The organism is Mycobacterium sp. (genome assembly GCF_032159775.1).
Taxonomy (GTDB): Bacteria; Actinomycetota; Actinomycetes; order Mycobacteriales; family Mycobacteriaceae; genus Mycobacterium.
In genome coordinates this window covers 1-23646 of record NZ_JAVHWK010000167.1, presented here as the reverse complement: position 1 = coordinate 23646, position 23646 = coordinate 1, and the positions used below count along the sequence as shown (strand labels likewise).

General features: G+C 66.1%; 28 protein-coding genes, 1 tRNA gene and 1 pseudogene. 10 read left to right on the top strand and 20 right to left on the bottom strand.

The genetic code is table 11. The features are described 5' to 3' along the window. Positions 1–126 precede the first annotated feature (126 nt). Entirely contained in the window at positions 127–1068 is a 942-nt protein-coding gene (locus QOJ24_RS22430) for a helix-turn-helix transcriptional regulator (protein WP_526265268.1), read from the bottom strand. A gap of 35 nt (positions 1069–1103) precedes the next feature. Next, positions 1104–1736: a TetR/AcrR family transcriptional regulator gene (locus QOJ24_RS22425; RefSeq protein WP_526265266.1), complete on the bottom strand. Its 633-nt coding sequence runs from the start codon at positions 1734–1736 to the stop codon at positions 1104–1106. 102 nt (positions 1737–1838) lie between these two features. Between QOJ24_RS22425 and QOJ24_RS22420 the strand changes: the two genes are divergently transcribed. Together QOJ24_RS22420 and QOJ24_RS22415 are read left to right on the top strand one after the other, a co-directional pair. Further along, positions 1839–2507, top strand: a complete 669-nt coding sequence (locus QOJ24_RS22420) for a DUF998 domain-containing protein (RefSeq protein ID WP_526265264.1) — start codon at positions 1839–1841, stop codon at positions 2505–2507. A gap of 68 nt (positions 2508–2575) precedes the next feature. Continuing rightward, positions 2576–3079: an anthrone oxygenase family protein gene (locus QOJ24_RS22415; RefSeq protein ID WP_526265262.1), complete on the top strand. Its 504-nt coding sequence runs from the start codon at positions 2576–2578 to the stop codon at positions 3077–3079. A 5-nt stretch (positions 3080–3084) separates the two neighbouring features. Here the strand turns inward: QOJ24_RS22415 and QOJ24_RS22410 are convergent, their stop codons facing one another. Further along, complete coding sequence (locus QOJ24_RS22410) at positions 3085–3972, bottom strand: RDD family protein (protein ID WP_526265260.1); 888 nt, start codon at positions 3970–3972, stop codon at positions 3085–3087. 28 nt (positions 3973–4000) lie between these two features. On the opposite strand from QOJ24_RS22410, the gene QOJ24_RS22405 reads away from it, so the two are divergent. Continuing rightward, complete coding sequence (locus tag QOJ24_RS22405) at positions 4001–4993, top strand: stage II sporulation protein M (RefSeq protein WP_526265258.1); 993 nt, start codon at positions 4001–4003, stop codon at positions 4991–4993. 9 nt (positions 4994–5002) lie between these two features. Here QOJ24_RS22405 and QOJ24_RS22400 read toward each other — a convergent pair whose 3' ends face one another. The 5 genes from QOJ24_RS22400 to QOJ24_RS22380 are packed head-to-tail and all read right to left on the bottom strand — an operon-like array spanning position 5003 to position 10232. Then, on the bottom strand, positions 5003–6325 hold the full coding sequence (locus QOJ24_RS22400; protein WP_526265256.1) for a DUF58 domain-containing protein: 1323 nt from the start codon (positions 6323–6325) through the stop codon (positions 5003–5005). Continuing rightward, on the bottom strand, positions 6325–7302 hold the full coding sequence (locus tag QOJ24_RS22395) for an AAA family ATPase (protein ID WP_526265254.1): 978 nt from the start codon (positions 7300–7302) through the stop codon (positions 6325–6327). The genes QOJ24_RS22400 and QOJ24_RS22395 overlap by 1 nt, the downstream gene beginning before the upstream one ends. Next, on the bottom strand, positions 7299–8441 hold the full coding sequence (locus QOJ24_RS22390; RefSeq protein ID WP_526265252.1) for a DUF4350 domain-containing protein: 1143 nt from the start codon (positions 8439–8441) through the stop codon (positions 7299–7301). The genes QOJ24_RS22395 and QOJ24_RS22390 overlap by 4 nt, the downstream gene beginning before the upstream one ends. Beyond that, a complete protein-coding gene (locus tag QOJ24_RS22385) occupies positions 8438–9091 on the bottom strand; it encodes a DUF4129 domain-containing protein (protein ID WP_526265250.1) in 654 nt (217 codons plus the stop codon). Before QOJ24_RS22385 ends, QOJ24_RS22390 begins: the two co-directional genes overlap by 4 nt. A gap of 1 nt (position 9092) precedes the next feature. After that, complete coding sequence (locus QOJ24_RS22380) at positions 9093–10232, bottom strand: DUF7847 domain-containing protein (protein ID WP_526265273.1); 1140 nt, start codon at positions 10230–10232, stop codon at positions 9093–9095. A 133-nt stretch (positions 10233–10365) separates the two neighbouring features. On the opposite strand from QOJ24_RS22380, the gene QOJ24_RS22375 reads away from it, so the two are divergent. The 3 genes from QOJ24_RS22375 to QOJ24_RS22365 are packed head-to-tail and all read left to right on the top strand — an operon-like array spanning position 10366 to position 12018. Then, on the top strand, positions 10366–10830 hold the full coding sequence (locus tag QOJ24_RS22375) for a GatB/YqeY domain-containing protein (RefSeq protein ID WP_526265248.1): 465 nt from the start codon (positions 10366–10368) through the stop codon (positions 10828–10830). 36 nt (positions 10831–10866) lie between these two features. Continuing rightward, entirely contained in the window at positions 10867–11853 is a 987-nt protein-coding gene (locus QOJ24_RS22370) for an LLM class F420-dependent oxidoreductase (protein WP_526265246.1), read from the top strand. 12 nt (positions 11854–11865) lie between these two features. After that, complete coding sequence (locus tag QOJ24_RS22365; protein ID WP_526265244.1) at positions 11866–12018, top strand: hypothetical protein; 153 nt, start codon at positions 11866–11868, stop codon at positions 12016–12018. Between the two features lies 1 nt (position 12019). Here the strand turns inward: QOJ24_RS22365 and QOJ24_RS22360 are convergent, their stop codons facing one another. Then, positions 12020–12682: a phosphodiesterase gene (locus QOJ24_RS22360; protein WP_526265242.1), complete on the bottom strand. Its 663-nt coding sequence runs from the start codon at positions 12680–12682 to the stop codon at positions 12020–12022. 112 nt (positions 12683–12794) lie between these two features. Between QOJ24_RS22360 and QOJ24_RS22355 the strand changes: the two genes are divergently transcribed. Both QOJ24_RS22355 and QOJ24_RS22350 read left to right on the top strand, forming a co-directional pair. Next, positions 12795–13487 (top strand): methyltransferase, encoded by a 693-nt coding sequence (locus QOJ24_RS22355; RefSeq protein WP_526265240.1) that lies wholly within the window; start codon positions 12795–12797, stop codon positions 13485–13487. 6 nt (positions 13488–13493) lie between these two features. Next, the gene (locus tag QOJ24_RS22350) at positions 13494–13712 is read left to right on the top strand and encodes a CDGSH iron-sulfur domain-containing protein (RefSeq protein WP_526265238.1); all 219 of its coding nucleotides are present in this window, start codon (positions 13494–13496) and stop codon (positions 13710–13712) included. Here the strand turns inward: QOJ24_RS22350 and QOJ24_RS22345 are convergent. From QOJ24_RS22345 to QOJ24_RS22315, 7 genes are all read right to left on the bottom strand, one after another. Then, a complete protein-coding gene (locus QOJ24_RS22345; RefSeq protein ID WP_526265272.1) occupies positions 13692–14711 on the bottom strand; it encodes an iron-containing redox enzyme family protein in 1020 nt (339 codons plus the stop codon). The two genes, QOJ24_RS22350 and QOJ24_RS22345, sit on opposite strands and share 21 nt — an antisense overlap. Before the next feature lie 55 nt (positions 14712–14766). Further along, positions 14767–15549 (bottom strand): bestrophin-like domain, encoded by a 783-nt coding sequence (locus QOJ24_RS22340; protein WP_526265236.1) that lies wholly within the window; start codon positions 15547–15549, stop codon positions 14767–14769. Beyond that, entirely contained in the window at positions 15546–16466 is a 921-nt protein-coding gene (locus tag QOJ24_RS22335) for an EamA family transporter (protein WP_526265234.1), read from the bottom strand. Before QOJ24_RS22335 ends, QOJ24_RS22340 begins: the two co-directional genes overlap by 4 nt. Then, positions 16463–17434, bottom strand: coding sequence for a tripartite tricarboxylate transporter substrate binding protein (locus QOJ24_RS22330; RefSeq protein WP_526265232.1), 972 nt, complete (start codon positions 17432–17434; stop codon positions 16463–16465). Before QOJ24_RS22330 ends, QOJ24_RS22335 begins: the two co-directional genes overlap by 4 nt. Beyond that, entirely contained in the window at positions 17434–18318 is an 885-nt protein-coding gene (locus tag QOJ24_RS22325) for an SDR family oxidoreductase (RefSeq protein WP_526265270.1), read from the bottom strand. Before QOJ24_RS22325 ends, QOJ24_RS22330 begins: the two co-directional genes overlap by 1 nt. A gap of 211 nt (positions 18319–18529) precedes the next feature. Next, entirely contained in the window at positions 18530–19627 is a 1098-nt protein-coding gene (locus tag QOJ24_RS22320) for an aquaporin (RefSeq protein ID WP_526265230.1), read from the bottom strand. Between the two features lie 20 nt (positions 19628–19647). Continuing rightward, complete coding sequence (locus QOJ24_RS22315; protein ID WP_526265228.1) at positions 19648–20055, bottom strand: ArsI/CadI family heavy metal resistance metalloenzyme; 408 nt, start codon at positions 20053–20055, stop codon at positions 19648–19650. A gap of 98 nt (positions 20056–20153) precedes the next feature. On the opposite strand from QOJ24_RS22315, the gene QOJ24_RS22310 reads away from it, so the two are divergent. Together QOJ24_RS22310 and QOJ24_RS22305 are read left to right on the top strand one after the other, a co-directional pair. Continuing rightward, entirely contained in the window at positions 20154–20513 is a 360-nt protein-coding gene (locus QOJ24_RS22310) for an Rv2640c family ArsR-like transcriptional regulator (RefSeq protein WP_526265226.1), read from the top strand. A 43-nt stretch (positions 20514–20556) separates the two neighbouring features. Further along, on the top strand, positions 20557–20871 hold the full coding sequence (locus QOJ24_RS22305) for a hypothetical protein (RefSeq protein ID WP_526265224.1): 315 nt from the start codon (positions 20557–20559) through the stop codon (positions 20869–20871). Positions 20872–20943: 72 nt separating this feature from the next. On the opposite strand, the gene QOJ24_RS22300 is transcribed toward QOJ24_RS22305, so the two are convergent. From QOJ24_RS22300 to QOJ24_RS22285, 4 genes and pseudogenes are all read right to left on the bottom strand, one after another. Beyond that, a tRNA-Pro gene (locus QOJ24_RS22300) sits at positions 20944–21017 on the bottom strand. Positions 21018–21306: 289 nt separating this feature from the next. Next, complete coding sequence (gene cds1 / locus QOJ24_RS22295) at positions 21307–22413, bottom strand: L-cysteine desulfhydrase Cds1 (protein ID WP_526265222.1); 1107 nt, start codon at positions 22411–22413, stop codon at positions 21307–21309. Then, a complete protein-coding gene (locus QOJ24_RS22290; RefSeq protein WP_526265220.1) occupies positions 22410–23366 on the bottom strand; it encodes a metallophosphoesterase in 957 nt (318 codons plus the stop codon). Before QOJ24_RS22290 ends, cds1 begins: the two co-directional genes overlap by 4 nt. A 29-nt stretch (positions 23367–23395) precedes the next feature. Next, positions 23396–23646 (bottom strand): annotated as a pseudogene (locus QOJ24_RS22285) (hypothetical protein); the annotation flags it as partial.

The following is a 23646-nucleotide window of genomic DNA, read 5'->3' as shown; positions in this document are numbered from 1 at the left end:
CGCGAACGCTCATTCGCTACCAACACAGTCAACACACCTGCGCTGCATTGACTTAATATCTTAATAACAGTCAACGTTGCTAACCGTGCCGGAGGCAGTTCCACGGGAACTGGATCGGCGCCTAGCTCAAGCGGGGTATGCGGCCGTGGCCCGGTGTGTGTTCGGGCTTACGCCGTACGCGCGCTTGAATGCACTGCTCAACGCGAACGGTGTGCTGTAGCCGACCTGCTTGGCGACGGCGGCGATCGTCGACTGACTCGACCGCAGCAGGTCGGCTGCCTGCGCCAGCCGCCAACTCGTAACAAACGCTATCGGCGGCTCGCCGACCAGTTCGGTGAACCGGCGCGCGAACGCGGCACGCGAAGACCCAACGGCCGCGGCAAGATTGGCAACGGTCCAGGGATGCGCCGGGTTGTTGTAGATCAACCGCAGGGCCTGCCCGACCACCGGATCCTGTTCGGCGTGCCACCACGCCGGCGCGTTCTCCGCGCGGTCGAACCACGTGCGCAGCACTGAGATCAGAAGCAGGTCGAGCAGCCTGTCGAGGTAGGCCTCCTGGCCCGAACCGTCGTGGCCCGCTTCGGCGGCTAACAGATCGACCAGCGGGGTATCCCATTCGTGTGCCCGCAACACCAACACGGTCGGCAGTGCGTCGAGCAATCGGGAACTGACCTCACTGTGACCTTCGTACGCACAGACGATCGACCGGTCCGCCCCGCCTGCGCTGGTGCCCCACGTGCGCACCCCCAGCGACATCTCGAACTTCAGGTCGTCACCCGAGCGCGTCGTGCAGCGGTTGCCAGGATGGATGACGATGGTGGGCGGCGTGCTCGGGTCGTCGGCGAAGAGGTAGTGCTCGGTGCCCCGGGTGAGCGCGACGTCTCCGGCCTCGAGCCACACCGTCCCGGTGCTGTCGCCGACGATGGCCGCTCTGCCCGTTGTCTGGCAGATCAGGGTCAGCGGTGCGTCGTCCTGGATGCGCATCGACCACGGCGGGTCCAGCACCATCCGAAGCACGAACGCGCCGCGGGCCCGCACTCCGTCCAGCAGTCCGACGACGGCGTCCATTCTCGTGGTCCTCCTCGCGTCCGGACGCCGGAAGCCTAACGCGACCGGTACGCGGCCAGAAACACATCGACCCCTGCTCGTGCGTACGAGTCGACATCGACGCGGGCCAGAACGGCTGGCGCGCCGTCGAACAGAGCTTGGTCGATCGGCCTGCCCACGATCAGAAATGCGAAATGTTCTGCGGCGAGCGAGGGTTCGGGGGCGTTCAGGAGGCCGCGGTCGTGCAGGGCCGTGATCGCGTCGGCCAGCAGACCCAGTGTGCGTAACGGTGCATGCTCGTAGTAGAGCCGCGCGAGCTCGGGGAGCCGGTTTGCCTCACCGATCACCAGACGCCGCAGCTGGACGACGGGTTCCTGCATCACCACACGGAGATAGTCGCCGGCGAGAGTCGTCAGATCTGCGTCGAGATCCGTGCTGTCCGCCAGCGCGAGGATGTGCTCACGAACGGAACCGGCTGCGCTGTCCAACGCATCGGTGACGATCGCGAACAGCAGTTCACGCTTCTCGCCGAAGTGCTTGTACACGGTCTGCTTGGATACCGCCGCCGTCGCCGCCACCTGGTCCATGCTCGTGCCCTGGTAGCCGTTGCTCAAGAACAGCTGTTGGCCTGCCGTCAGAATCGTCTGGCGCTTGCGCGCTGACCGCCCGGGCAGCGTCGTCTCCGTCATCGTCGAAACGAACCCTTCGCCTGCGCTTAGTACTGGACAGTCTAGTCTAGCCGCCTTACAGTACTGAACGGTCTAGTTCCGTTCCGCTGCGAAAGGGTTACCATGACATCCGCGACGACATGCCCGCCGTTGGCCGACCGCATCACCAAGTCGCTGCTCGGATATGGCGTCATCGCGGGGCCCGTCTACGTCGTTGCCGTGGCCGCGCAGGAGGCGACCAGAGACGGCTTCGACCCGACGCGGCACGCCGCCAGCCAACTTGCCAACGGCGACTTCGGCTGGGTCCAGACTGCGACGTTCCTGATCACCGGGGCCATGACGATCGCAGGCGCGGTCGGCATCCGCCGCGCCCTCGGCCGAGCGCCCTCGTCCCGGTGGGCTGCGGGCTTGATCGGTGCATTCGGCGTCGGCTTGATGGCAGCCGGCATCTTCCGCGCGGACCCGTCCGACGGTTTTCCACCGGGGACACCTGCAGGCATGGGCCAGCCGTCATGGCACGGGCTGGTGCACCTGGCCGTCGCGGGTGCCGGATTCGCCTGCCTCGTCGCGGCGTGCTTCGTCGTCGCATCGTGGTTCAACCGAAACGGCGAGGCCGGCTGGGCGTGGTTTTCCCGGATAACCGGCGGCCTGTTCGCAGCCACCTTCGTCTTCATGGCGTCCGGCGCGGGCGGCGCAGTCGCAATTCTGTCGTTCACCGCGGCCGTCGTCCTGACATGGGGATGGCTGACGGCGGTATCGGTCAAGCTCTATCAGTCTGTCGGCACCGTGTAGACGCACGCGTATGTGATCGGGATCCTCAGCGATGGATCGTCTGCATCGCTGACAGTTGACTCCTTGTCATGAACATGACACCAGCCGTCGCCCTCGCCTCCGTCGCCGCGATCGCCAGCGCGGCCGCCGCGGGGATGATGTACGTCTTCTCCACCTTCGTGATGCGAGGGCTGGACCGCACGGGTCCGGTCAATGCAATCACCGCGATGCGCGGGATCAACGTCGAAGCGAACGCCAACGCGCCCTTCCTGCTTGCCTACCTCGGAGCGGCGCTGCTCGCTGCGGCCGTCGGGGTGGTGGCCGTCGTCCAGATTCGCCAACCCGGGAGCGGATGGCTGTTGGCGGGGGCGATCTTCGGCGTGCTCGGCGCCGTGATCACGATGGCGTTCAACGTGCCGCTGAACAACCATCTCGACACCGTCTACCCTGCGGGACTGTCCCTCGCTGACGCCGCTGACGCCGCACGCGAATGGCAGGCGTACCTCACGACATGGACGGCGTGGAATCACGCACGCACCGTCACCGCCATCGTGGCGCCCGTGCTGATGCTGATCGGCGCGCGGTATCGCTGACCCGCTCACCCCGGCGGGGCGAAGCCGCCTGCGTCGGGTGGCGCTGCGACAGGCGGTGACTGCACCGGCGACCATGCCTGTGCCGGTGGTGTCCACTGCGCAGGAGCACCCCACGGCGGTGGTGGTCGCGTCTGCACGGGTGCGGGCCGCAACCGGTCCAACTCCCGCCGGTGCCGCTCCGCCAGCACTGCGGCGAGCACGTACTGCGGTGGCACGCCGGGAGGCGGTGGCGGGGAAACCCGCGCGACCACCTCAACAGCGATGCGATGAGCCATCTGTTCGCGAATCTGGGGATCCAACTGTGATGCGCGAGAAAGGAATTGGCGGGCCAGCTCGGCCTGCTCGGGGCCCAGCCCCGACAGTTGCAGCGACGACGCCCACCACGCCAGCGACGGCGGCATCACCGGGGGCGGTGGAAGCTTCGGCCCCCGTTCGCTGATCACGACGGTGCCTGCGAACACGTCCCCGATACGTTTGCCCTTCGAAGACAGCAGGCTGCAGATCACCGCGGGCCCGCCGAAGAACGTCCAGATCTCGATCACCGACGCGAGTGCCCGAAAAAGCGCCTGCCGGAAGCGCTCAGGACCGCCGTCGTCGGATACCACCCGCAGACCGAGCACCATCTTGCCCAGCGTCCTGCCCCTCGTCGCGCTTTCGAATATCAGGGGATAGCCGACGATGGTCAACACGGTGAAGATGACCAGCACCGCGCCGGACAAGGCGGGGTCCAAGTCGCCGAGGGTCGAGGCCCACAACATCACGCCGGCGACGTAGCCGACGAAGATCACCGCGATGTCGATCAGCGCCGACAGTGCCCGGACGGGGAGTTGGGCGATAGCAACGTCGAGCACCACGGCGTCGCCGGTCACCACCTGTTCTGCCTGCCCGACCATGAAAGTCCACGCTACTAGGATTCTTCAGGTGGATGTCGATGCGTTCGTGCTCGCCCATCGGCCGACGTGGAAGCGGCTCGAGGAGCTCGTCAAGCGGCGTCGACGGTTGACCGGCGCGGAGGTCGACGAACTCGTCGACCTCTACCAGCGGGTGTCGACGCACTTGTCGATGGTCCGCACCGCATCCGGCGACTCGGTGCTGGTCGGTCGGTTGTCGTCGCTCGTTGCCAGGGCCCGGTCGGCGGTCACCAGTTCCCATGCACCGCTGTGGAGCGAGTTCGTGCGGTTCTGGACCGTGTCGTTTCCGGTCGTCGCCTACCGCTGCTGGCGGTGGTGGGCCACCACGGCGCTGGCCTTCTTCGTCGTCGTCGTCATCGTCGCCCTGTGGGTGGCGGGCAATCCGGAAGTGCAGGCCACCGTCGGAACCCCCAGTGAGATAGACCAATTGGTGAACCACGACTTCGCCGATTACTACAGCGAACACCCGGCGGGCTCGTTCGCGCTGGAGGTGTGGACCAACAACGCCTGGGTGGCCGCCCGGTGCATCGCGTTCGCGTTGCTGCTCGGCATCCCGATCCCGTATCTGCTGTTTCAGAACGCTGCCAACCTCGGCGTGATCGGCGGCTTGATGTTCAACGCGGGCAAGGGCGACATCATGCTCGGGCTCCTCGCCCCGCACGGCTTGATCGAGTTGACCGCGGTGTTCCTGGCGGGCGCGGTGGGCATGCAACTGGGCTGGTCGGTGATCTCACCGGGTAATCGGCCACGCCTGCAGGTGCTGGCAGAACGGGGCAGGGCGGTGATGTCCGTCGCGGTCGGACTGGTTGTAGTCCTATTGGTCGCCGGGCTGATCGAAGCTCTTGTCACGCCGTCACCGCTGCCGACATTCGTCCGGATCGGGATCGGCGTTCTCGCCGAGGCCGGCTTCCTCGCCTACGTCATTCATTTCGGCCGAAAAGCCATCGCGGCCAACGAGACCGGCGATATCGGCGACGCACCGGACGTCGTGCCGACAGGCTGACGGAGCGGCTTACAGCCGACCGCTGGCCTTCATCGCCAGATAGTGGTCGGCCAGCGCGGGTGCCAATTCCTCCGGCGCCGCATCGACGACGTCGACGCCATGGCGACGAAGCCGCGACGCGATCAACCGCCGGTCGTTGCGCGCGCGCTCTGCAGCAGCGGCGTCGTAGACCTGTGCGGGGTCGTCCCGGCCGGCCGCGAGCCGGTCGATTCGAGGGTCGGCGACCGCGGCCAGCAACACCTGGTGCTTGGCGGACAGTTGCGGCAACACCGTCATCAGGCCCTCGTCGAGCGACGAGGCGTTCAGGTCGGTCATCAGCACCACCAGCGCGCGTCGACGCACCCGACGCTGCACGGCGGACACCATCGCCGTGGCGTCTGATTCCACCAATGCCGGTTCCAGCGGAGCCATCGCATTGACGATCTGCGCGAGGAGTTCGGTCCGCGATGCGTTGAACACGCTGGCCCTGCTGACCCGGTCGTGGGCGAGGAAGTCGACGTGATCACCGGCCCGGGATGCCAAGGCCGCCAACAACAGCGCGGCATCCATCGACCAGTCCAGCCGGGGCCAGCCGCCGGGATCGGCTCTGGTGGGATCGACGCCAACCCGGCCCGCCGATGTGCGGCCCGTGTCCAAGACGATGACCACACGGCGATCGCGCTCCGGCCGCCAGGTGCGCACCACGACGTCGGCGCGGCGCGCGGTGGCACGCCAGTCGATGGACCGGACGTCATCGCCGATGACATATTCACGCAGAGAGTCGAATTCGGTGCCCTGTCCCCGAATGAGCACCGGCACCATGCCCTCCAGCTCCCGCAGCTTTGCCAGTCGCGACGGCAGGTGCTTGCGGGACAGAAACGGCGGAAGGATCCGTATCTCCCACGGCACCCGGTGCGAGCCCTGCCTGCCTGCAAGGCCGAGCGGACCGATCGAGCGGGCCGTGACCAACGCGGACTGCTGATCCCCGCGGCGCACCGGCCGCAGCCAGGTCTGCACGCGCACCTGTTGTCCGGCGGCCACGTCCAGCGGGTGGGTGCGCGGCTCGGCGCGTCCGCTCGGCGGCCAGGCGTCGCGGACCTCACCGTGGAACCGCCTGCGGCCGACGTTGTAGATCGTCAGCCCGGCGGCGACCGGCTGACCCAGTCGTGCGGCGGTTTCCCCGGACCTGACGAACCTGAGCCGGCGGGTGCCGCCCGCCGCCGCGACATCAACCGCGATCGCAATGACCAGAATAACCAGCAGCGCCATGAATGCCGTTGCGGGCCAGGGTGAGAGCGCGATCGGCAACACGCATATCAACGCCACCAGCCCGGTACGGCCGGTGAGCACCACTACCGCGGCACCGGAACGGCAGCAAGGATGCCGTCGAGCACACCGTCAGGGTGCGCACCCTCCAGCTCGGCCTCCGGTCGAAGTGCGATCCGGTGCCGCAGCGTCGGGCGTGCCATGGCTTTGACGTCGTCGGGTGTCACGTAGTTGCGCCCCGACAGCCAGGCCCAGGACCGCGCGGTCGCCAGCAGTGCGGTCGCGCCGCGCGGTGAAACGCCCAGCTGAAGGGACGGCGAATTCCTTGTGGCACCGGCGATATCGACAATGTATCCGAGAACCTCGTCGGCCACCAGCACCCCGCGCACCGCCGCCCGCCCTGCGGCCAGTTCGGCGGGACCCGCCACTGCTTGCACCGCGGACAGGTCACGCGGGTCGAAGCCGCGGGCGTGCCGGTCCAGGATCGCGATCTCCTGGTCGCGCGGTGGCAACGGCACATTGAGCTTGAGCAGGAACCGGTCCAGCTGCGCCTCGGGAAGTTGGTAGGTGCCCTCGTACTCGATGGGGTTCTGCGTCGCCGCGACGATGAAGGGATCGGGCAGCGGACGCGGCTCGCCCTCGACGCTGACCTGTCGCTCCTCCATCGCCTCCAGCAGCGCGGCCTGGGTCTTCGGCGGGGTGCGGTTGATCTCGTCGGCCAGCAGCAGGTTGGTGAAGACCGGGCCCGCGTGGAATTCGAACTCGGCGGTGCGCGCGTCATAGACCAGCGAGCCGGTCACGTCGCCCGGCATCAGGTCCGGGGTGAACTGAACTCGTTTGAACTCCAACTGCAGTGCCGCGGCGAGCGTGCGCACGAGCAGTGTCTTGGCCACGCCCGGCACACCCTCGAGCAGCACATGACCGCGACACAGCAGGGCGATCACCAGTCCGCTGACGACTGCGTCCTGCCCGACGACCACCTTCGCGATCTCGTTCCGCAGGATCAACAACGCATTCCGTGCGCTGTCCGATGTCGCCGTGGCGGCTGCTGCTGGCTGAGTCACGACTGTGCGACCTGCCTTTCGATGTTGTCGAGAGCGTGGGAGAGGTTCAACAGGTCGGTGTCGGTGGCAGGCGCCGGGCCGAACAGAGTATGCCGGACGAACTCCGCCTCCCAGCCGATTCGATCGGCGACGGCAGCGACGATCGCCGGGGGGGCGGCGGTGGGTCCGAGCCCTAGGCGGGGCAGGAGGCGCTGCAGTGTCGCGGTGCGCAGCGCGTCGGCGGCGCGGTCACCCGCACGATGCGACCGGTAGAGCCGAGCGCGGCCCTCCACGGTCTCCGATGCGCGCACCACGACCGGCAGTCGCTCGGCCACCAGTGGGCCGATTCGGCGGCCCTTCCACAGTGCGACCAGCAGTACGACCAGGCACAGCTGCACGACAACCCACGTCACGCGATCGGGGATGAGGTCGAAGATCGTTGCACCGCCGGATGATTCGCCCTCACTGTGTTGGGGCGCGTACCAGAGAACCCGTGGCTTGGCGCCTGCCAGGTTCATCGCCAGCGCCGCGTTGCCTCGTTTCAGCAGTCCCGAGTTGGCCATGAAGTCCGAGCTGCCGACCACTGTCACGGTGCGGCCCGAGTCGATGTAACGGGCAACCGCGCCGCCGTAGCACCGCGTCACGGCCACATCGCCGGTCGCCTCGAATGTATCGCTCGCACCGAACTGGACATCCCCGGCGGCGGTGGCCTCCCGCATGTCGCAGTCCGGAGAGCCACCGGCGGTGCCGGCTGAATCGCGGCGAACATCGGGCGCGAGAACGTCTCTCGTCCGCGAGATCGGCTCGACGACGAGCCGGTCGCCGGGTAGCGCTGCCAGCCGCCGCAGCACGTCGTCGTCGACGAGGTGGTTCGTCTGCACGGTGATGACGAGGGTGTCCGGTTGTGCCGCCCGTTCGACCGCACCGATGTCGTCTGCCACCACCACGTCGACACCGTGGTCGCGCAGCAGTGCGATCAGCGCGTGAGCGCCCTCGGGAGATGTTGCGGCAGGGTCCATCCGGCCGCCCGGCCGTGCGGCCGTCAGAGATGTGGTCAACGCGGCGACAGCTGTGATGAGTACCAATGCCGAGATCACCCAGCGGGCCGCCCGCCAGCGCTGCCGCACCGTGGGTGCGATAGCGGAGTCGACGTCCGTCATCGAACGGCCGTCCAGGTGTCTGTGGGGGAAGGCATCGCTGACCGGGCCGCCGTCGTCGCACCGGCGGACCGCAGCCGGCGGTCGAGGTCGGCGATCATCCGGTAGGCAGGTTCGGTGCCTGGCCGCGCGCCATAGGTGACGTCGTTGAAAGCGCTTGCGGCTTGTGTCAGTTCGGGGCAAAGCACCGGAAGGGCCGCTCCTGCATCCATTGCAAGCTCGGTCGCCGTTCTGCCCGGTACGGGGTGCAGCACGCCGTCTTCCTCGAGTTGTCGTGCGATGGCTCTAAGACGATGGCGAATCGCGACGGCCCAATTGCCCTCCGCCGCATAATGTTCGGCGGTAGCGCGGTGTGTTGCGGCAGTCAACTCTTGCGAGTCGAACAGTGAGTGCTCACCGCCTCTGTTGGTGCGCATGGTGCGACGCGCGATTCGCACAGCGACCACGATCGCGATGGCCACCATGATGAGCAGAAGGGTGACGGTGAACCAGCCGCCGGGCAGCCGCGAACCCTCCTGTGCGATGCGATAGAGCAGGTCCTCGAGCCACCCTGACAAGCGTTCGGTCAGAGACGCCTTGGGGTAGATGGGTTTTGCGAGTTCACGCTGGGCTGCCTCGTGGGCGGTGTCTCGGTCGATGTCGATCGCGGGCATGTCAGGGCTGCCGGGTGAACCACAGGTGGTCGGTCGAGTCCGGCGCCGCACCTGGTGCCGCGATTGCCGCCCCGGTCTGCAGCACCAGGTCGAACGCCTCTGCCCGAATTCGCCGATCGGTGTACAGGAGCACCACCGCGCCCGCGCTGAACGGCGCAGTGATGATCTGGCCGACGGCACCACCGACGGCGACGAGCACGAGTGCGATCAGGGTCGTCGTGGTGGATTCCGAACCCATCAGCATGAGTTGGCCGGTGAGGCTGAACGGTATGGACACCGCTCCCGCGACGACCCCGGCGACAAGGGTGGCCAGCAGCCGGATCCCGAGCACGCGCCAGAAGTCGCTTTTGACCAGCCTGATGGAACGCGTGATCGACGGAAAGACGCCGAGGCGTTCCAGCACGATCAGCGGCGGAGCGAAACTGAGCACCGTCCACAAAGAGACAAGCAGGGCGATCAACCCGAGGCCGAGGGGAAGAGCCAGGACGAACGCCACGGCACCGCTGAACTGAACAACGATGGCGATGACGAACACCACGATTAATACGGGAACGGCGACCGCAAGAAGCCACAACATCATGTAGCCGAACAGGGGCAGCAGTCGCGCACGGACGCGCTGCCAAGCCTCGCCGATCGTGATGCCTGCGCCGAACACCGCCCGCCCTACGATGACCGTGAGCATGCCGCTGAGCACGATCGACGACAGCAGCGTGGTGATGGTGCTGGCGATGCCGGATGCGGACGACCCCAGCAGCGCACCGGTTGACGCTTCTTCTCCGCGCAGCACGCCGAGTTCGCCCATCGCGGCCAACGGACCGATCTGCAGGACCAGCCCGATCAACTGGGCGACCACCACCACGACCGTCGTCAGCCCGAGCGTCGCCTTGGGGTTGGTCCGGATATAGGAGAACGCGCCATTGAGGATGTCGGTCAGGGTCAGCGGCCGAAGCGGGATGACGCCCGGCTTGATTGTGGGCGGCAACGGGTAAAGCGGACCGTAACCGGGCGGCGGATAGCCCGGCGGCGGGTAACCCTGGTAGCCGGGCGGTGGGTAGGGCTGATATCCGGGCGGCGGATAACCCTGATACCCGGGCGGCGGGTAGCCGGACGACCCGTAGCCAGGGTTGCTCATGGGCACCATCCTGTCGATCACCGAGATGATTGACAACGTGGGCCGGTGGTAGCGGGCATTGGTCCGCAGAGGATGTGCGCACCTGGTCCTCTCGGCCATGGGTTGCCGGCTGAGCCGGCTCCCGGCGGTAACGTCTCATGACATGGCGGAACTGAAGAATCGGCTGCGGGCGGATCTCACCAGCGCGATGAAGTCGCAGGACAAGCTGCGCACCGCGACACTGCGGATGCTGCTGTCGGCGATCCAGGCGGAGGAGACGTCCGGTAAGCAGTCGCGTGATCTGTCCGACGACGACGTGCTCAAGGTGCTGGCACGGGAATCGAAGAAGCGTGGCGAGTCGGCGGAGATCTACACACAGAACGGACGCGGCGAGCTGGCGGCCAACGAGCACGCAGAGGCCAGGGTCATCGACGAGTATCTGCCGACGCCGCTGACCGAGGCGGAACTGGTCGACGTGGTCGAAACGGCAATCGCCGCGGTTTCCGAGGAGAACGGCGAAGCGCCAGGTATGAAGCAGATGGGCCAAGTGATGAAGGCCGCGACGGCGATCGCCGCGGGTAAGGCGGACGGGGCTCGGCTCTCGGCCGCCGTGAAGGCCCGGCTGTAGCCGTTTCGCCATAAGGCACCCGGGTAACCAAACGTCATGACACGTTTTGGCTACACCCTGATGACCGAACAGAGCGGACCCAAAGAGCTTGTCGACTACGCCGTTTCGGCGGAGCGTATCGGCTTCGACTTCGAAGTATCGAGCGACCACTACTTCCCGTGGCTCTCGTCTCAGGGCCACGCTCCGTACGCGTGGTCGGTCCTCGGCGCCGTCGCGCACGCCACCGAGCGGGTCGAGTTGTTCACCTACGTCACCTGCCCGACGATCCGCTACCACCCCGCCGTCGTCGCGCAGAAGGCGGCCACCCTGCAGATCTTGGCCGACGGTAGGTTCACCCTCGGCGTCGGCAGCGGTGAAAACCTCAACGAGCATGTCGTCGGCAAAGGCTGGCCCACCGTGAACCGCCGACAGCAGATGCTCAAAGAAGCGATTCAGATCATGCGCGAGCTGTTCACCGGGGAACTGGTCGACTGGAAGGGCGAATACTTCGAGGTCGACTCGGCCCGCCTCTGGGACGTTCCGGACACCGGCGTTCCGATCGCGGCGGCGGTGTCAGGCGACCGCTCGGTCGAGACGTTCGCTCCGCTGGCCGACCACCTGATCGCCGTCGAACCGAACAAGGATCTGGTGGACTCCTGGCACGAGGCGCGCAGGGCGACCGGGCTGCCGGGTGACGTCAGGGTGATCGGCCAGATTCCGGTCTGCTGGGATCCCGACCGCGATGCGGCGATAGCCCGTGCGCACGATCAATTCCGTTGGTTCGCAGGCGGATGGACGGTCAACGCCGACCTGCCGACCACCGCCGGGTTCGACGGAGCGACGCAGTTCGTCAAACCCGAGGACGTCGCCGATTCCATCCCGTGCGGTCCGGATCTGGACGCGATCGTCGATGCGGTCAGCAAGTACTGGGAGGCAGGCTTCACCGACATCGCCTTGGTTCAGGTCGGCGGCGACTCTCAGGAGCTGTTTTTCAAAGAGGCGGCCGAACCGCTGCTGGACAAGCTGCGCACGGCGTCGCGGTAGAAGGAGGTTGAGATGACGCGCGGACAGGGAATCTACGACGACGAAAGCGCCGACGAGCCCAAGGGCGGCAGGCCCGGCCCGAAGGACGAAGGGCACGAAGGTGGCATGGCGACGCGGGAGAACACGCCCGATGTCGCCGAGGGCGGCGGCGAGCCGACGGCCTGACTCACTCGGCGTCGCGCCCCTCGCGACTGCGTCGGTAGGCGGCCTGCCGGAAGCCGGTCAGCCATCCGGGCGACAACGCGACGTCCGGGTGGCTGTGCACCGTCGGGTCGAACGCCAGATCGCCGACATCGGCTGCGAGGGTGTGCAGTGTCAGCCGGGCGAGCGGCCGGAACCCGCCTGTGCCTGCGGCCTGCTCGATGTCGAATTCCATACCGTTGGTGGCAATTCGGTCGCGGACCGTTTCCAACGACAGGCCGACCTGGCCGATGTGGGTCGCCAATCGTGCCTGCACCCACCATCGGCCGCCTCCATGTGCCAGTGGCATCAGGCTCGAAAAGGTGGCAGCCGACCAGTTACTCACCGGCGCCAAGAGCAGGCGCTGGCGAAAAGTCGAGGCCAACAGCACGTCCCACGGTGGCGCGGCCTGCGATGTCGGGGGCATACGCCACGCCAGACCCGCGATATCCGGAAGCGCACCCGGCAAGCCCACACCCTTCGACACCCGACCGACGACGTCACCGGATGTCATCGGCAGCCCCTCGGAGGGGGGTGCTATCCGCGTGATCGTGCCGCGGGCGAGGACACCGTCGGGGTGGAACAGCCTGCGGTTGCGCACTGCGGCGCCCATCCGAACGGGCAGGGCGGCGATCTCGAAGATTCCCACGCGCTCTGTTTGCCCGGCGGTTCGCGGAGCAAACCTGTGAACCCCGGTTTAACAGCGTCGATATCGGGCATTTATAAGTCCGATTTGTCCACACACACCCGGAGGGTCGACGTTGACCACTGCCTACAACGACTGGGATGAACCAGTCGTCGCCGAGGGCGTCTACGCGCCGCAGGAAGACTCCCAACTGCTGATCGACGTCATGGACAAAACCGGCCTGGCGCTAGGGCGTCGGGTCGCCGACCTGTGTACGGGCAGTGGCGTGATCGCGATCGCCGCAGCCCAACAGGGCGCATCCGAGGTCACCGCCTTCGACATCTGCCCGCGCGCGGCGCACTTCGCCCGCCAACAGGTCTCGAAAGCCGGCGCCGAGGTCGGCGTGCACCTTGGCTCGTGGGCGAGAGCCGCGGAGTTCGGCCCCTACGATCTGGTGGTCTGCAATCCGCCTTACGTTCCGCACGACCCGAGCGTCGATGAACCTGACGTGCCGCCGCATATCGGACCGGCTCGAGCCTGGGATGCCGGCTATGACGGCAGGCTCGTGCTCGACCCGCTGTGTGCATCGGTGCGGGACCTCCTCGCTGACGGCGGCACGATGCTGCTGGTGCAGTCCGAGTTCGCAGTACCCCGGCAGACACTGGCGGCGCTCGCCAGCACCGGCCTCGATGTCGAAATCCTTGCCTATCAATGGATCCCGTTCGGTCCGGTCTTGTCGGCGCGGGCGCAGTGGCTCGAGGACACCGGCAGGCTCGAGCCCGGCAGGCGAGAAGAGGAACTGGTCGTGATCAGAGCTGACAAGGCATGAGCGATCATGAGCGATGAGGCCCGCGTCGTGCGGGTGGTGCCGTTCGGGCCGGTGATGGTTCAGGGACCGGTGCGTATCGAAATGCCCGACGGAAGTGTCGTGGAGTCCGACCGCTTCATGGTGGCGATCTGCGCGTGTCGGCGTTCGAAGAACTATCCACTGTGCGACACCAGCCACCGCAGGCGTCAGCGAAGCGACGAACCGTCAGCTCAGCGGCCTGCGTAGCGAAGACCGGCCCTCGGCCCAGCACCGCATCATGTGAGCGGCGAGCCGCTCCTCGACGAAGTCCCTCGCCCTGATTCCGAATACCACATCGCGATCGAGCTGCGGTTCGGCAGCCACCAGATCACCGACCACGTCGACGCGCACCACCTGCTCGTGGACGGCGTCGGCCTCGACGTGCTCGGCGTAGAAGTGGACGCATGCTTCCGGTGCGTCCATCCGCCGCAGCGCTTCGACGAGCCGGCGTGAGCCTGGCGGGGAGGTGATCTCGGTCGACGCGAAATGCCCGATGGCAGCACCGCGAAGGTCCCGGTGCAAGCCGAACATCGACATCAGGTTCACCACGGCAAGGGATTCGCCGGGGACGGCGTCGAGGTATCCGAGGTACGACTCATCCAGCCCCGCGGCGGCCATCAGGTCGGCGAACAGTTGCTGATGAACCCTGTCGCCGTGCCCGCCGCCGTATTCGTCGAATTCGATGGCGACGAACGACGCCTTCGCCTGGCCGGACAACCGGGGGATGACCCAGGCGTGCGGATCGCCTTCCTTCAGGTGGTAGAGCGAGCGGTGCACGAAGTATTCCTGCATCTGTTCCCAGGTGCCCTCGTTGCGCAGGTAGTACGACGGGCCTGTGCCGTCGACAGGCTCGACACAGAGGGCATCCATCTCGGCGTCGGCGTGCTCGTCGGCGGCGATGTCGCCGACCTCGAGCTGGACCGCTCCCAGGAAGACGTCTTCGAGTTGGGAACGCAGCGCCAGCAGCGCGGGGTTCCACTCCCAGCGTGGGTCGACACCCGCAAAGCCCCGGTAGTGCATCTCGTAGCAGACATACAGCGCCAAGTGCAGATCGAGCCCGTACGGGTCCGCCTCCCCGACCGGCAGTGCGCTAGGGCTGAACGTCCGTTGTGGCGGACGGCAGGCCAGCAGGTCGAGAACGGTCGACGACAGGGGGCCCGCCGCAGCGGGCAGGGCGGGTTCGAGCTTGGGCGATGCCAGCGTCACGTGGCTTTTGATGCCCATCGTCGGTGAGGGTCAAACCAGAGAATTGCCATCTCGATCATGTCAATAGCCGGACTACCTGCTGCAGCGGCTCCGACGACGTGCCGATCTCGCCGATGAACGGGTGTGAGAGTTCCAGAACGAGGAAAATGTTGGTGGCCACCAACACGCCCAGAATTGCAACCATCGTGTAGTGGGTGGCGGGCTTCTCGACGCCGTAAATGATGGCGCACCCGATGAGCAGGCTGCTGGTGAGCCAGATTACGGCCCACAGTGACCAGGGGGGTCCGACGTCTGTGCGCGCTTGCAGTACCCGCTGCGTGCGGGCCTGGCTGAGAGTGTCGAGGCTGCTGAAAGAGGCGCTGAGCAGCGTCTTCTGTGTGTCGGTCCGCGCTTGGACGTCGTCGTATGCCGAATAGAGACGGGATAACGCGTCGTCGGCCGCGGGGTACAAATTGCCGTCCGCGGCCTCGCTCCACTCGACCAATGCGGCCTGCTCGTATTCGAGCAGAGCCTTCCGGATTCGGTCATTGTCAGCCTGCTCGAACGAGGAGGCGTCCCTGACGAGCTGCACAGCTGCCGCTCCTTCGCTCCTGGCCCTACCGTCGGCATCGCCGATCTGTCCCCACATCGCCGATACGACGAAGCCGACGAAGAACGCGAACACGAAGCCGATGACCCCGAATGCAAAGCGGATGACGTCGTTGTGCTCCTCACCCTTGAGGTTGGTGAACCTGCTGCGCACGATTCTTTGTATGAGGACTGCGCCGCCCGCAACGACGGTGATGACTCCCAGCAGGAGCAACCAGGACGGAAGATTGGTCACCAACCACTGACTCATGCTCGATCTCCCACTTCTGCACCCGCCGGCGCACTGCGTTTGGCACGAATAGCCACCAGTCCCCCTCCGATCACCAGCGCCATGCCGAGATACGAGGCCGGCGTCGGCGCGTGGCCCCAGACGATCCAGTCGATCACTGCGGTGAACACGATGACGGAGTAGATGAAGGGCCCGACCTTCTCCGCCGAGGCGTAGCGGTACGCCACCACGATGAAGGCCTGCGAGAACATCTGTGCCGAACCGAGCGCGAGCAACCAGCCCCAGGCGTGCGACGTGACCGGGCGCCAGTCGAGAAGCGCGATGGGGACCGACATCACCGTCGAGAGCAGGAAGTAGTAGAAGAGCACTCGAGTCGTCGGTTCGGTCGCCCCGAGCCAGCGGACCGACATCATCGCGACGGCAAGGAATGCAGCGCCCGCAAGCGCCGACAGCTCGCCGATGCTGAACATGCGGCCCTGCGGTTGAAGGACCAGGATCACCCCGGCGAAGCCGATGCCTGCGCCGAGCCAGGTCAGCCTTGACACCCGTTCGCGGCTGACGACCCAGGCGATGAGCGGCATCCACAGCGGCGCGCTGTAGGTCAGCAGCGTCGCGTTGGACAGCGGAATCTGCGTGATCGCGAAGAAGAGGGCGTACCAGCACGCAGTCCCCATCGTCGCGCGCAGAATGTGAAGGCCGATCCTGCCGGTACGTAGCGATGACCAGCCGCCTCGCAGCGCGACCGGGAGCATGAACAGCAAGCAGATCACGTTCTGGGACAGCAGCAGCACCCCGGTCGAGGTGTACTGGCTCGACACCTTCGCCAAAGTGCCCACCAGTGCAACGCAGAAGAATGCCGCAGTGGTGAGAGATGCTGCCAGCCCGAGGTTTTCGGGTCGGTGACCCACCTCGGCGCTTGTGGCCACTCCGTCGCTCACTCGGCCGCCTGTTCCAGTGCAGCCTTCACATCCGCCTGGGTCTTGACCAGGAAGGTCGCGAACTCATCGCCGATCATGAAGGTGGTGGTGAACTGGCGTCGCTCCGCGATCTGCTTCCAGGTGGACGTATTCACCATCTCGTCGAGTGCCTTCTGCCAGTACGCGACGGCGACCTGCGGCATGTCGGGCGGCCCGTAGATGCCTCGCCAGTTCGCAAGGGTGACGTCGAGTCCCTGCTCTCTGGCCGTCGGAACGTCAAGGCCGGGCAGACGATTCTCGGCCAGTACACCGAGCGCCTTGAGTTCTCTCGACTTCACCGCATCGATGAACTCGCTGACTCCACCGATTGCGACGCTGACGTCGCCGTCGAGAAGCGCCGCCCTCTGGTCACCACCGCCCTCCACGGGGGCGTAGCTGATGGTTGACGGGTCGCCGCCCGCCGCAGAAACGAGCAGGTCGAATGGAGCCTCGTCGTCTTGTGCCGCAGCGACTTTGACGCGGGCAGGGTCGGCCTTGATCGCCGCCATCACGTCTCCGAGGTTCGTGTACGGGACACCGGGCGCGGTGACGACAACGAAGTACTCCGTCATCAGGCGGGCGATCATGGTGACGTCGTCGTATCCGTACTTCGACTTGCCGCGCAGTTGGTTCACCATCATGGCCAGGGACGTGACAGAGATTTGGTCGTCGGCGCCCTTGTACTGCTCCACCATGGTCGCCAGAAAGTCGGCACCGCTGCCACCTGGCCGGTTCTGAACCGGCAGTGGCACTTTGACGATTTGTTCTTTCTCCAGGGTTTCGACGACCGAGCGGATCGTGATGTCGAATCCGCCGCCGGGGCTGGCTCCTGCTGTCATCGTCACCGGACCCAAGGGATATTCCTGTCTTCCCGGTGTCTGCTGGGGGCTCTGGCATCCGGTCAAGACGACCATGAGGGCCAGCATTGCGCTGACTGCGGATCTGATCATCAGATGCTGGCTACCGGTGCGTGCTCGGCGGCCTGCGCCGCGCGGGCATTCATGCGGTTCGTCTCGCGTTCGAGTACGCCGTTGAGCTTGCGAGGGGCGAGGACATCGAGGGCCCGAAGCGCCAGCGCCTTGCGCGGCGCGATACGGATCGGCCGTGTCTTTGCCGCGGTCACCATCCAGTCGGCGGCTTCATCCGCGGTGAGGGCTGCCACACCCTTGTAGGCGTGGGTGGGCGCAATCATCGGCGTCGCCACCAATGGGTAATACACCGTCGTCGAGTGCACGCCCCGGTTGCCCCACTCGGTGTCGATGACGCGACTGACGGCGCTCAACGCCGCCTTGGATGCGTTGTAGGCGGCGAACATTGGGGACGACTCTGGTAGCACACGCCAGGTAGCGACGTTGATGATGTGTCCATCGCGGCGCTCGATCATGCCTGGTGCCACGCCGCGAATGAGCCGGAGCGGGGCGTAATAGTTCAGCTGCATGACCCGTTCGATGTCATGCCAGCGTGCCAGTGAGTCAGCAAGCGGCCTGCGAATCGACCGTGCCGCATTGTTGATCAGGATGTCGACGGGCCCGGCGGCCTGCGCCACCTCGTCGACCTGGTCGAGATCGGTGAGGTCGGCCACGATGAAGGTGGCGTTTCCGCCCGCTGCGGTGATGCGGTTGACGACGCCTGCCAAGAGGTCCCGGCGACGCGCCACGCAGATGACCGTTGCGCCTTCGGCGGCCAACTTTTGTGCGGCTACCGCTCCGATTCCCGAAGAGGCACCGGTCAGCAAGATCCGTTTGTCGGCTAAATCCACGGTTGCGCGCGCAGACCACCGTGGCATCGGCCGCATCCCGGCCAGCCGCAACGCCCGCTTGATGTCGGGAAACACCGCGCGCACCCCTGTCCGGTCGGGCGATTGCTGTATGAGCAGTTCGCGCTCGAGTCCTACATGGAAATCGACTTGCTAATCGTAGATGACTATCAGTGCTTCACGCAGATAACCAGCTATTTATGCGGCTCGACGACCTTTGCGCAGATAAGGACACCCAGCTCGACACCGGATGGCTGCCGATTCGCCACGAGGGCGTCAATTTCTGTAGTCACCCGGCCGCTGGCGGACAGGGCACGCCGAGTTCGACCAGAAGGACCCGCACCCGGCGTTCGATCTCATCGCGGATCGGGCGCACCGAATCAACAGATTGCCCGGCGGGGTCGGGCAAGTCCCATTCCTCGTAGCGCTTGCCAGGAAAGAACCGACACGAATCGTCACAACCCATGGTCACGACGACGTCTGCGGCCAGGACCGTCTCGTCTGTCCAGGGTTTCGGGAACTCGCGAGAGATGTCGATACCGACCTCGGCCATCGCCTGCACGGCAGACGGGTTGATCTCGCCGGCGGGTTGTGAACCTCCTGACAGGGCGACGGCCTGGCCGCCTGCGAGGTGGTTGAAGTATCCGAGGGCCATCTGGGAGCGGCCCGCATTGTGCGTGCACAGGAACAGTACGACGGGCTTGGGGCGCATTGTTTCGCCGGGGTACAGCGCCACGACCAGCCCCACCCCGATGAGCGCGCCGAGGATCTGCGCGGCGATGAAGCCGGGCGTCGATCCGGGTGCGATTCCGACGAAACTGTCCGAGAACATTCGGCCGACGGTGACGGCCGGGTTGGCGAAGGACGTGGAGCTGGTGAACCAGTACGCGGCACCGATGTATGCAGCGACTGCGGCGGCCGACAGTGCCGCCCGGCCACTTCGCGCCAGGGCGAAGATGAGCGCGATCAGCCCTGCGGTGGCGACGACCTCACCGACCAGGTGACCGGAGGTGATCCGGTTCCTGGTGGCGATCTCGACGAGTTGCCTGTCGAACATGACGTTGGCCAAGACCGCACCGATGATGCCCCCGAGCGTCTGAGCGACGGTGTAGGAGGCCGCGTGCCGGGCGCTGATGCCGGTCCCGGTTCGTCGCCCCAGCAGCCAGTCTGCCGCCGACACAACAGGATTGAAGTGCGCGCCGGACACTGGGCCACACAGCAGGATGAGCGCGGCCAGGCCGAACGCGGTGGCGGTGGAGTTCTCGAGGAGTTGCAACCCGACATCGCCCGGCGAGAGCTGCTGAGCCGCGATGCCTGAGCCGACGACCACAGCGACGAGCAGACCGGTTCCGGTCGCCTCGGCCAGCAGCCGTCGGGGTAAGGGCACCGGGCGGACGCGGGCGGTCGTCAGCAACAGGAAGAACCAGTCGGCTCGGTCGTACCGAATGTGTCCGAGTCCGCCAATACGGTGTAGACCTCCCACCGCTCGCCTGCCGGTCCGGTGACCCACACCTTGTCTTGCTTGGCGAAGCAGCAGGTGCTTCCGATCTCTTCGTCGGTGAACATGCCTTCGCCGGACAGCCGCGCAATCTCGGCATGCACGGCTTCGCTACTTTCGACCTCGACACCGAGATGGTTGAGCGTGCCACCGTGACCGGGGTTCTCGATGAGCACGAGCTTCAGTGGCGGCTCGGCGACGGCGAAATTCGCGTAGCCCGGTTTGACCTTTGCGGGCGTCGTGTTGAACAGCGTGGAGTAGAAGGTGATGGCCTCATCGAGATCATCGACGTTGAGGGCAAGTTGTGCGCGGGACATGACGACTCCAACCTCTGCGACTTATGTCGAATTATGTGGGCGTGTCCGATCATGCCACCTCTTCGATATATGTCAATAAGGTGTGGCAGAATCGAACCATGCCGAAGACGTTGCCTTCTGTCGATATGTCCGCCCCGGTGTGCTGCACGCCCGTGGCGGCCGGCCCGGTGGACGATGACGCAGCGCTGGAAATTGCCTTGCGGCTCAAGGCGTTAGCCGATCCGGTGCGCGTCAAACTCGTGTCACTTCTGTTCAGTTCCGAAGAGGGCGAGCTGTGTAGCTGCGATCTGGCCTCGGCGGTCGGGTTGGGCGAATCAACCGTCAGCCACCACCTGTCGCAGCTGCGACGTGCGGGGCTCGTCGAGTCGGAACGGCGAGGCATGAACGTCTATCACCGTCCCCGACGGGAGTCCTTGGTGGCGCTCTGCACGGTTCTCGACCCGAACTGCTGTCGGTAAGCGACGCGACTGATGCGTTCGCGATCGTGGGTAGCCTGGATTGGTGACCGCACTCAAGGTAGAGACCCCCACGACAGTCGACGTCACGGAGCTCGAAGAAGAGATCGTCACGGCGCTTGAGGAGCGGCTGCGCGATGAGCATGGCTACAAGTTGTCGCAAGCTCAGAGTGTCGTCGTCACCGGAGGCGCCAACAGCTACCCGTTGCAGCCCGGTGGGAGCATCGTGGTGGACAAAGGTGATGACGCGATCACGGTCAAACTCCGCGTCGCCTCCGATGTTGACGCCGCTGACTTGTTCACCGCGATCAGCAGCACCCTTCAGCAGCGACACGATGGACTTCGCACCGAGATCGGCTGACACCGCCGGCTAGCGCCGAGAAAGCCCTTACCGGTTGATCCGATTAGGGCTTTCAGCGCTGCACTCACCTTGTCGGGGTGGCGGGATTCGAACCCACGACCTCTTCGTCCCGAACGAAGCACGCTACCAAGCTGCGCCACACCCCGCGTGAAGCCACGACAGCGTATCGCACCGGTCAGGTGTGCCGCCAAATCGACAACCGGGGGCAGATGCGCGGAAAGTCACACGATTTAGCGACCCAGGTCACGCCACGCCGCGGGATGGATCTTGATTGTCGGAGTCGTTATGCACAATGACGGCAAGTAGCTGTGTGAAGGTCGAAACGAGGCGCGAAATGACTGGATTGGGAGCTTCCATCTACATCGGTTTCTTCGCCCTGGCCGCGCTGTGGTTGTTCCTCACGTCCGACGGTCCCCTCACCCGCGAGTCCGAGGGTCACGGCCAGCGGCCCGATCGCTCGAACTCCACGAGCACTCCGGCGGCTGCCGAGGGGTCAAGCCCGGCGTTGTCCAGCCACTCGTCGCTGAAATAGGTGTCGGCGTAGCGATCGCCACTGTCGGCGATCAGCGTGACCACAGACCCACTGCGCCCCTCGGCGACCATTTCGGCCAGCAGATAGAACGCCCCCCACAGATTGGTTCCCGTCGACGGGCCGACCCGGCGGCCGAGCACCGCGCTGACGTGACGTGAGGCGGCGATCGAGGCCTTGTCGGGAACCGTCAGCATGCGGTCGACCACGTCGGGTAGGAACGACGGTTCGACGCGCGGTCGGCCGATTCCCTCGATTCGCGACGACACTCCGGTGACGACGTCGTCGCGACACTGCGCATACGACGGAAAGAACGCCGAGTTCTCTGGGTCGACGACACACAACCGGGTGGCGTAGCGGCGGTAGCGGATGTAGCGGCCGATGGTCGCGCTCGTTCCGCCGGTGCCTGCGCCCACCACGACCCATTCCGGAATCGGATGTGCCTCCTGGCCCATCTGCACGTAGATCGACTCGGCGATGTTGTTGTTGCCGCGCCAGTCGGTAGCCCGTTCGGCGTTGGTGAACTGGTCCAGGTAGTGCCCGCCGGTCTCCTCGGCCAACCGTTCTGCCTCGGCGTACATCTGAGAGGACTCCGCGACGAAATGGCAACGGCCACCCTGTGATTCGATCAAGGCGATCTTCGACGCGCTCGTCGTCGAGGGCATCACCGCAATGAACGGCAGACCCAGCAGCGCGGCGAAATAGGCCTCGGACACCGCCGTCGATCCCGATGACGCCTCGATGACGGTGGTGTGCTCGCCGATCCATCCGTTGCACAACGCGTAGAGGAACAGCGACCGCGCCAGTCGATGCTTGAGGCTGCCGGTGATGTGGGTCGATTCATCCTTCAGGTACAGCGCGACGTCGACGCCGTCACACCAGGCCGACGGAAGGGGATAGCGCAGCAGATGGGTATCGGCGCTGCGCCGGGAGTCGGCCTCGATCAGCCGAACAGCATTGTCCACCCACTCGCGTGGTTGGCTTCGAGTCGCGCTCGAGGGCGCGTCGGTCACCGGACCGAGGCAGTCGGGTGGGATTGCCCCACCCGCGTGTCGGCGTCACGCCCGCCGGTCGGCGCCGCCACCAGGGTCAACAGCGTGGCCTCGGGCCTGCAGCAGAATCGAACCGGGGCGAACGGCGACGTGCCGATGCCCGCCGAGACGTGCAGCGCCGTATTGGCACCCCAGCGCGACGCCCCTTTGGCCCGCGACCGGTCGAGGTCGCAGTTGGTGACGATCGCGCCGTAGAAGGGCAGACAGAGCTGGCCGCCGTGGGTGTGGCCGGCCATCACCAGCTGGTAGCCGTCGGTGGCGAACCGGTCCAGCACGCGGGGCTCAGGCGAGTGCGTCAGGCCCAGCCGCAGATTGGCGGTCGGGTCGGCCCGTCCCGCGATGGTCTCGTACCGGTCCCGCTTGAGGTGCGGGTCATCGACGCCTGCCGCGGCGATCCGCAGCCCGGCCACCTCGACATCGCGGCGGGTGTGGGTCATGTCGAGCCAGCCGCGCTCGGTGAATGCGGCCCGTAGGTCCTGCCAGGGCAGTGGCCGGCCAAACGAGCGATGCGACGGCTGGGTCAGGTAGTGGGCCGGGTTCTTCAGTCGCGGCGCGAAGTAGTCGTTGCTGCCGAACACGAAAATGCCGGGGACCGAAAGCAAATCGCCCAGCGTCTGCACGACGGCGGGCACCGCTTTCGGGTGAGCAAGGTTGTCGCCCGTGTTGACCACCAGATCCGGCTGCAGGCTGGCCAGCTCTCGCAGCCAGGCCTGCTTGCGTTTTTGGTTCGGGCGCATGTGGATGTCGCTGATGTGAAGCACCCGCAGCGGCGTCGACCCTGGGGTCAGCACCGGCATGGTGATCTCGCGCGTCACGAACGCATTCCGCTCGATGATCGACGCGTAGCCGATGCCGGCGACAAGTGAGCCGGCGGCCACAGCAGCGGTTTTCTTCAGGGTCGAAGCGGCGGGCATGCAACGCAGCCTACTGCCAAGTGCGTGCTTTACGGAGGCGGTGGCGCCGCCGGTGGCGGCGGCCCCAGTATCGGGACAGTGATCGGCGGCAAGCCGGGGATCTCGACCACCGTCGAGCCGGCAACCGGAGGCAGTCCGGGAATCGCACCCTCGGGCGGTGGCGGCGGTGGTGGCGGGATGCCGTTGCTGATCTGAATGGTGATGATCGAGCCTGGCACGGTCTGGCCCGACGGTGACGTCCCGACCACTGTGCCGTAGGACGAGGCGCTGTTGACCGTGT

Excerpts from the sequence above, each read along its gene's own strand:
- QOJ24_RS22350 (WP_526265238.1), top strand. The coding sequence starts at position 13,494 with ATGAGCGATGAGGCCCGCGTCGTGCGGGTGGTGCCGTTCGGGCCGGTG.
- QOJ24_RS22375 (WP_526265248.1), top strand. The coding sequence starts at position 10,366 with ATGGCGGAACTGAAGAATCGGCTGCGGGCGGATCTCACCAGCGCGATG.
- QOJ24_RS22390 (WP_526265252.1), bottom strand. The coding sequence starts at position 8,441 with ATGACGGACGTCGACTCCGCTATCGCACCCACGGTGCGGCAGCGCTGG.
- QOJ24_RS22340 (WP_526265236.1), bottom strand. The coding sequence starts at position 15,549 with ATGAGTCAGTGGTTGGTGACCAATCTTCCGTCCTGGTTGCTCCTGCTG.
- QOJ24_RS22420 (WP_526265264.1), top strand. The coding sequence starts at position 1,839 with ATGACATCCGCGACGACATGCCCGCCGTTGGCCGACCGCATCACCAAG.
- QOJ24_RS22425 (WP_526265266.1), bottom strand. The coding sequence starts at position 1,736 with ATGACGGAGACGACGCTGCCCGGGCGGTCAGCGCGCAAGCGCCAGACG.
- QOJ24_RS22385 (WP_526265250.1), bottom strand. The coding sequence starts at position 9,091 with ATGCCCGCGATCGACATCGACCGAGACACCGCCCACGAGGCAGCCCAG.
- QOJ24_RS22310 (WP_526265226.1), top strand. The coding sequence starts at position 20,154 with ATGCCGAAGACGTTGCCTTCTGTCGATATGTCCGCCCCGGTGTGCTGC.
- QOJ24_RS22330 (WP_526265232.1), bottom strand. The coding sequence starts at position 17,434 with ATGATCAGATCCGCAGTCAGCGCAATGCTGGCCCTCATGGTCGTCTTG.
- QOJ24_RS22290 (WP_526265220.1), bottom strand. The coding sequence starts at position 23,366 with ATGCCCGCCGCTTCGACCCTGAAGAAAACCGCTGCTGTGGCCGCCGGC.
- QOJ24_RS22430 (WP_526265268.1), bottom strand. The coding sequence starts at position 1,068 with ATGGACGCCGTCGTCGGACTGCTGGACGGAGTGCGGGCCCGCGGCGCG.
- QOJ24_RS22315 (WP_526265228.1), bottom strand. The coding sequence starts at position 20,055 with ATGTCCCGCGCACAACTTGCCCTCAACGTCGATGATCTCGATGAGGCC.
- QOJ24_RS22370 (WP_526265246.1), top strand. The coding sequence starts at position 10,867 with ATGACACGTTTTGGCTACACCCTGATGACCGAACAGAGCGGACCCAAA.
- QOJ24_RS22365 (WP_526265244.1), top strand. The coding sequence starts at position 11,866 with ATGACGCGCGGACAGGGAATCTACGACGACGAAAGCGCCGACGAGCCC.
- QOJ24_RS22415 (WP_526265262.1), top strand. The coding sequence starts at position 2,576 with ATGAACATGACACCAGCCGTCGCCCTCGCCTCCGTCGCCGCGATCGCC.
- QOJ24_RS22410 (WP_526265260.1), bottom strand. The coding sequence starts at position 3,972 with ATGGTCGGGCAGGCAGAACAGGTGGTGACCGGCGACGCCGTGGTGCTC.
- QOJ24_RS22380 (WP_526265273.1), bottom strand. The coding sequence starts at position 10,232 with ATGGTGCCCATGAGCAACCCTGGCTACGGGTCGTCCGGCTACCCGCCG.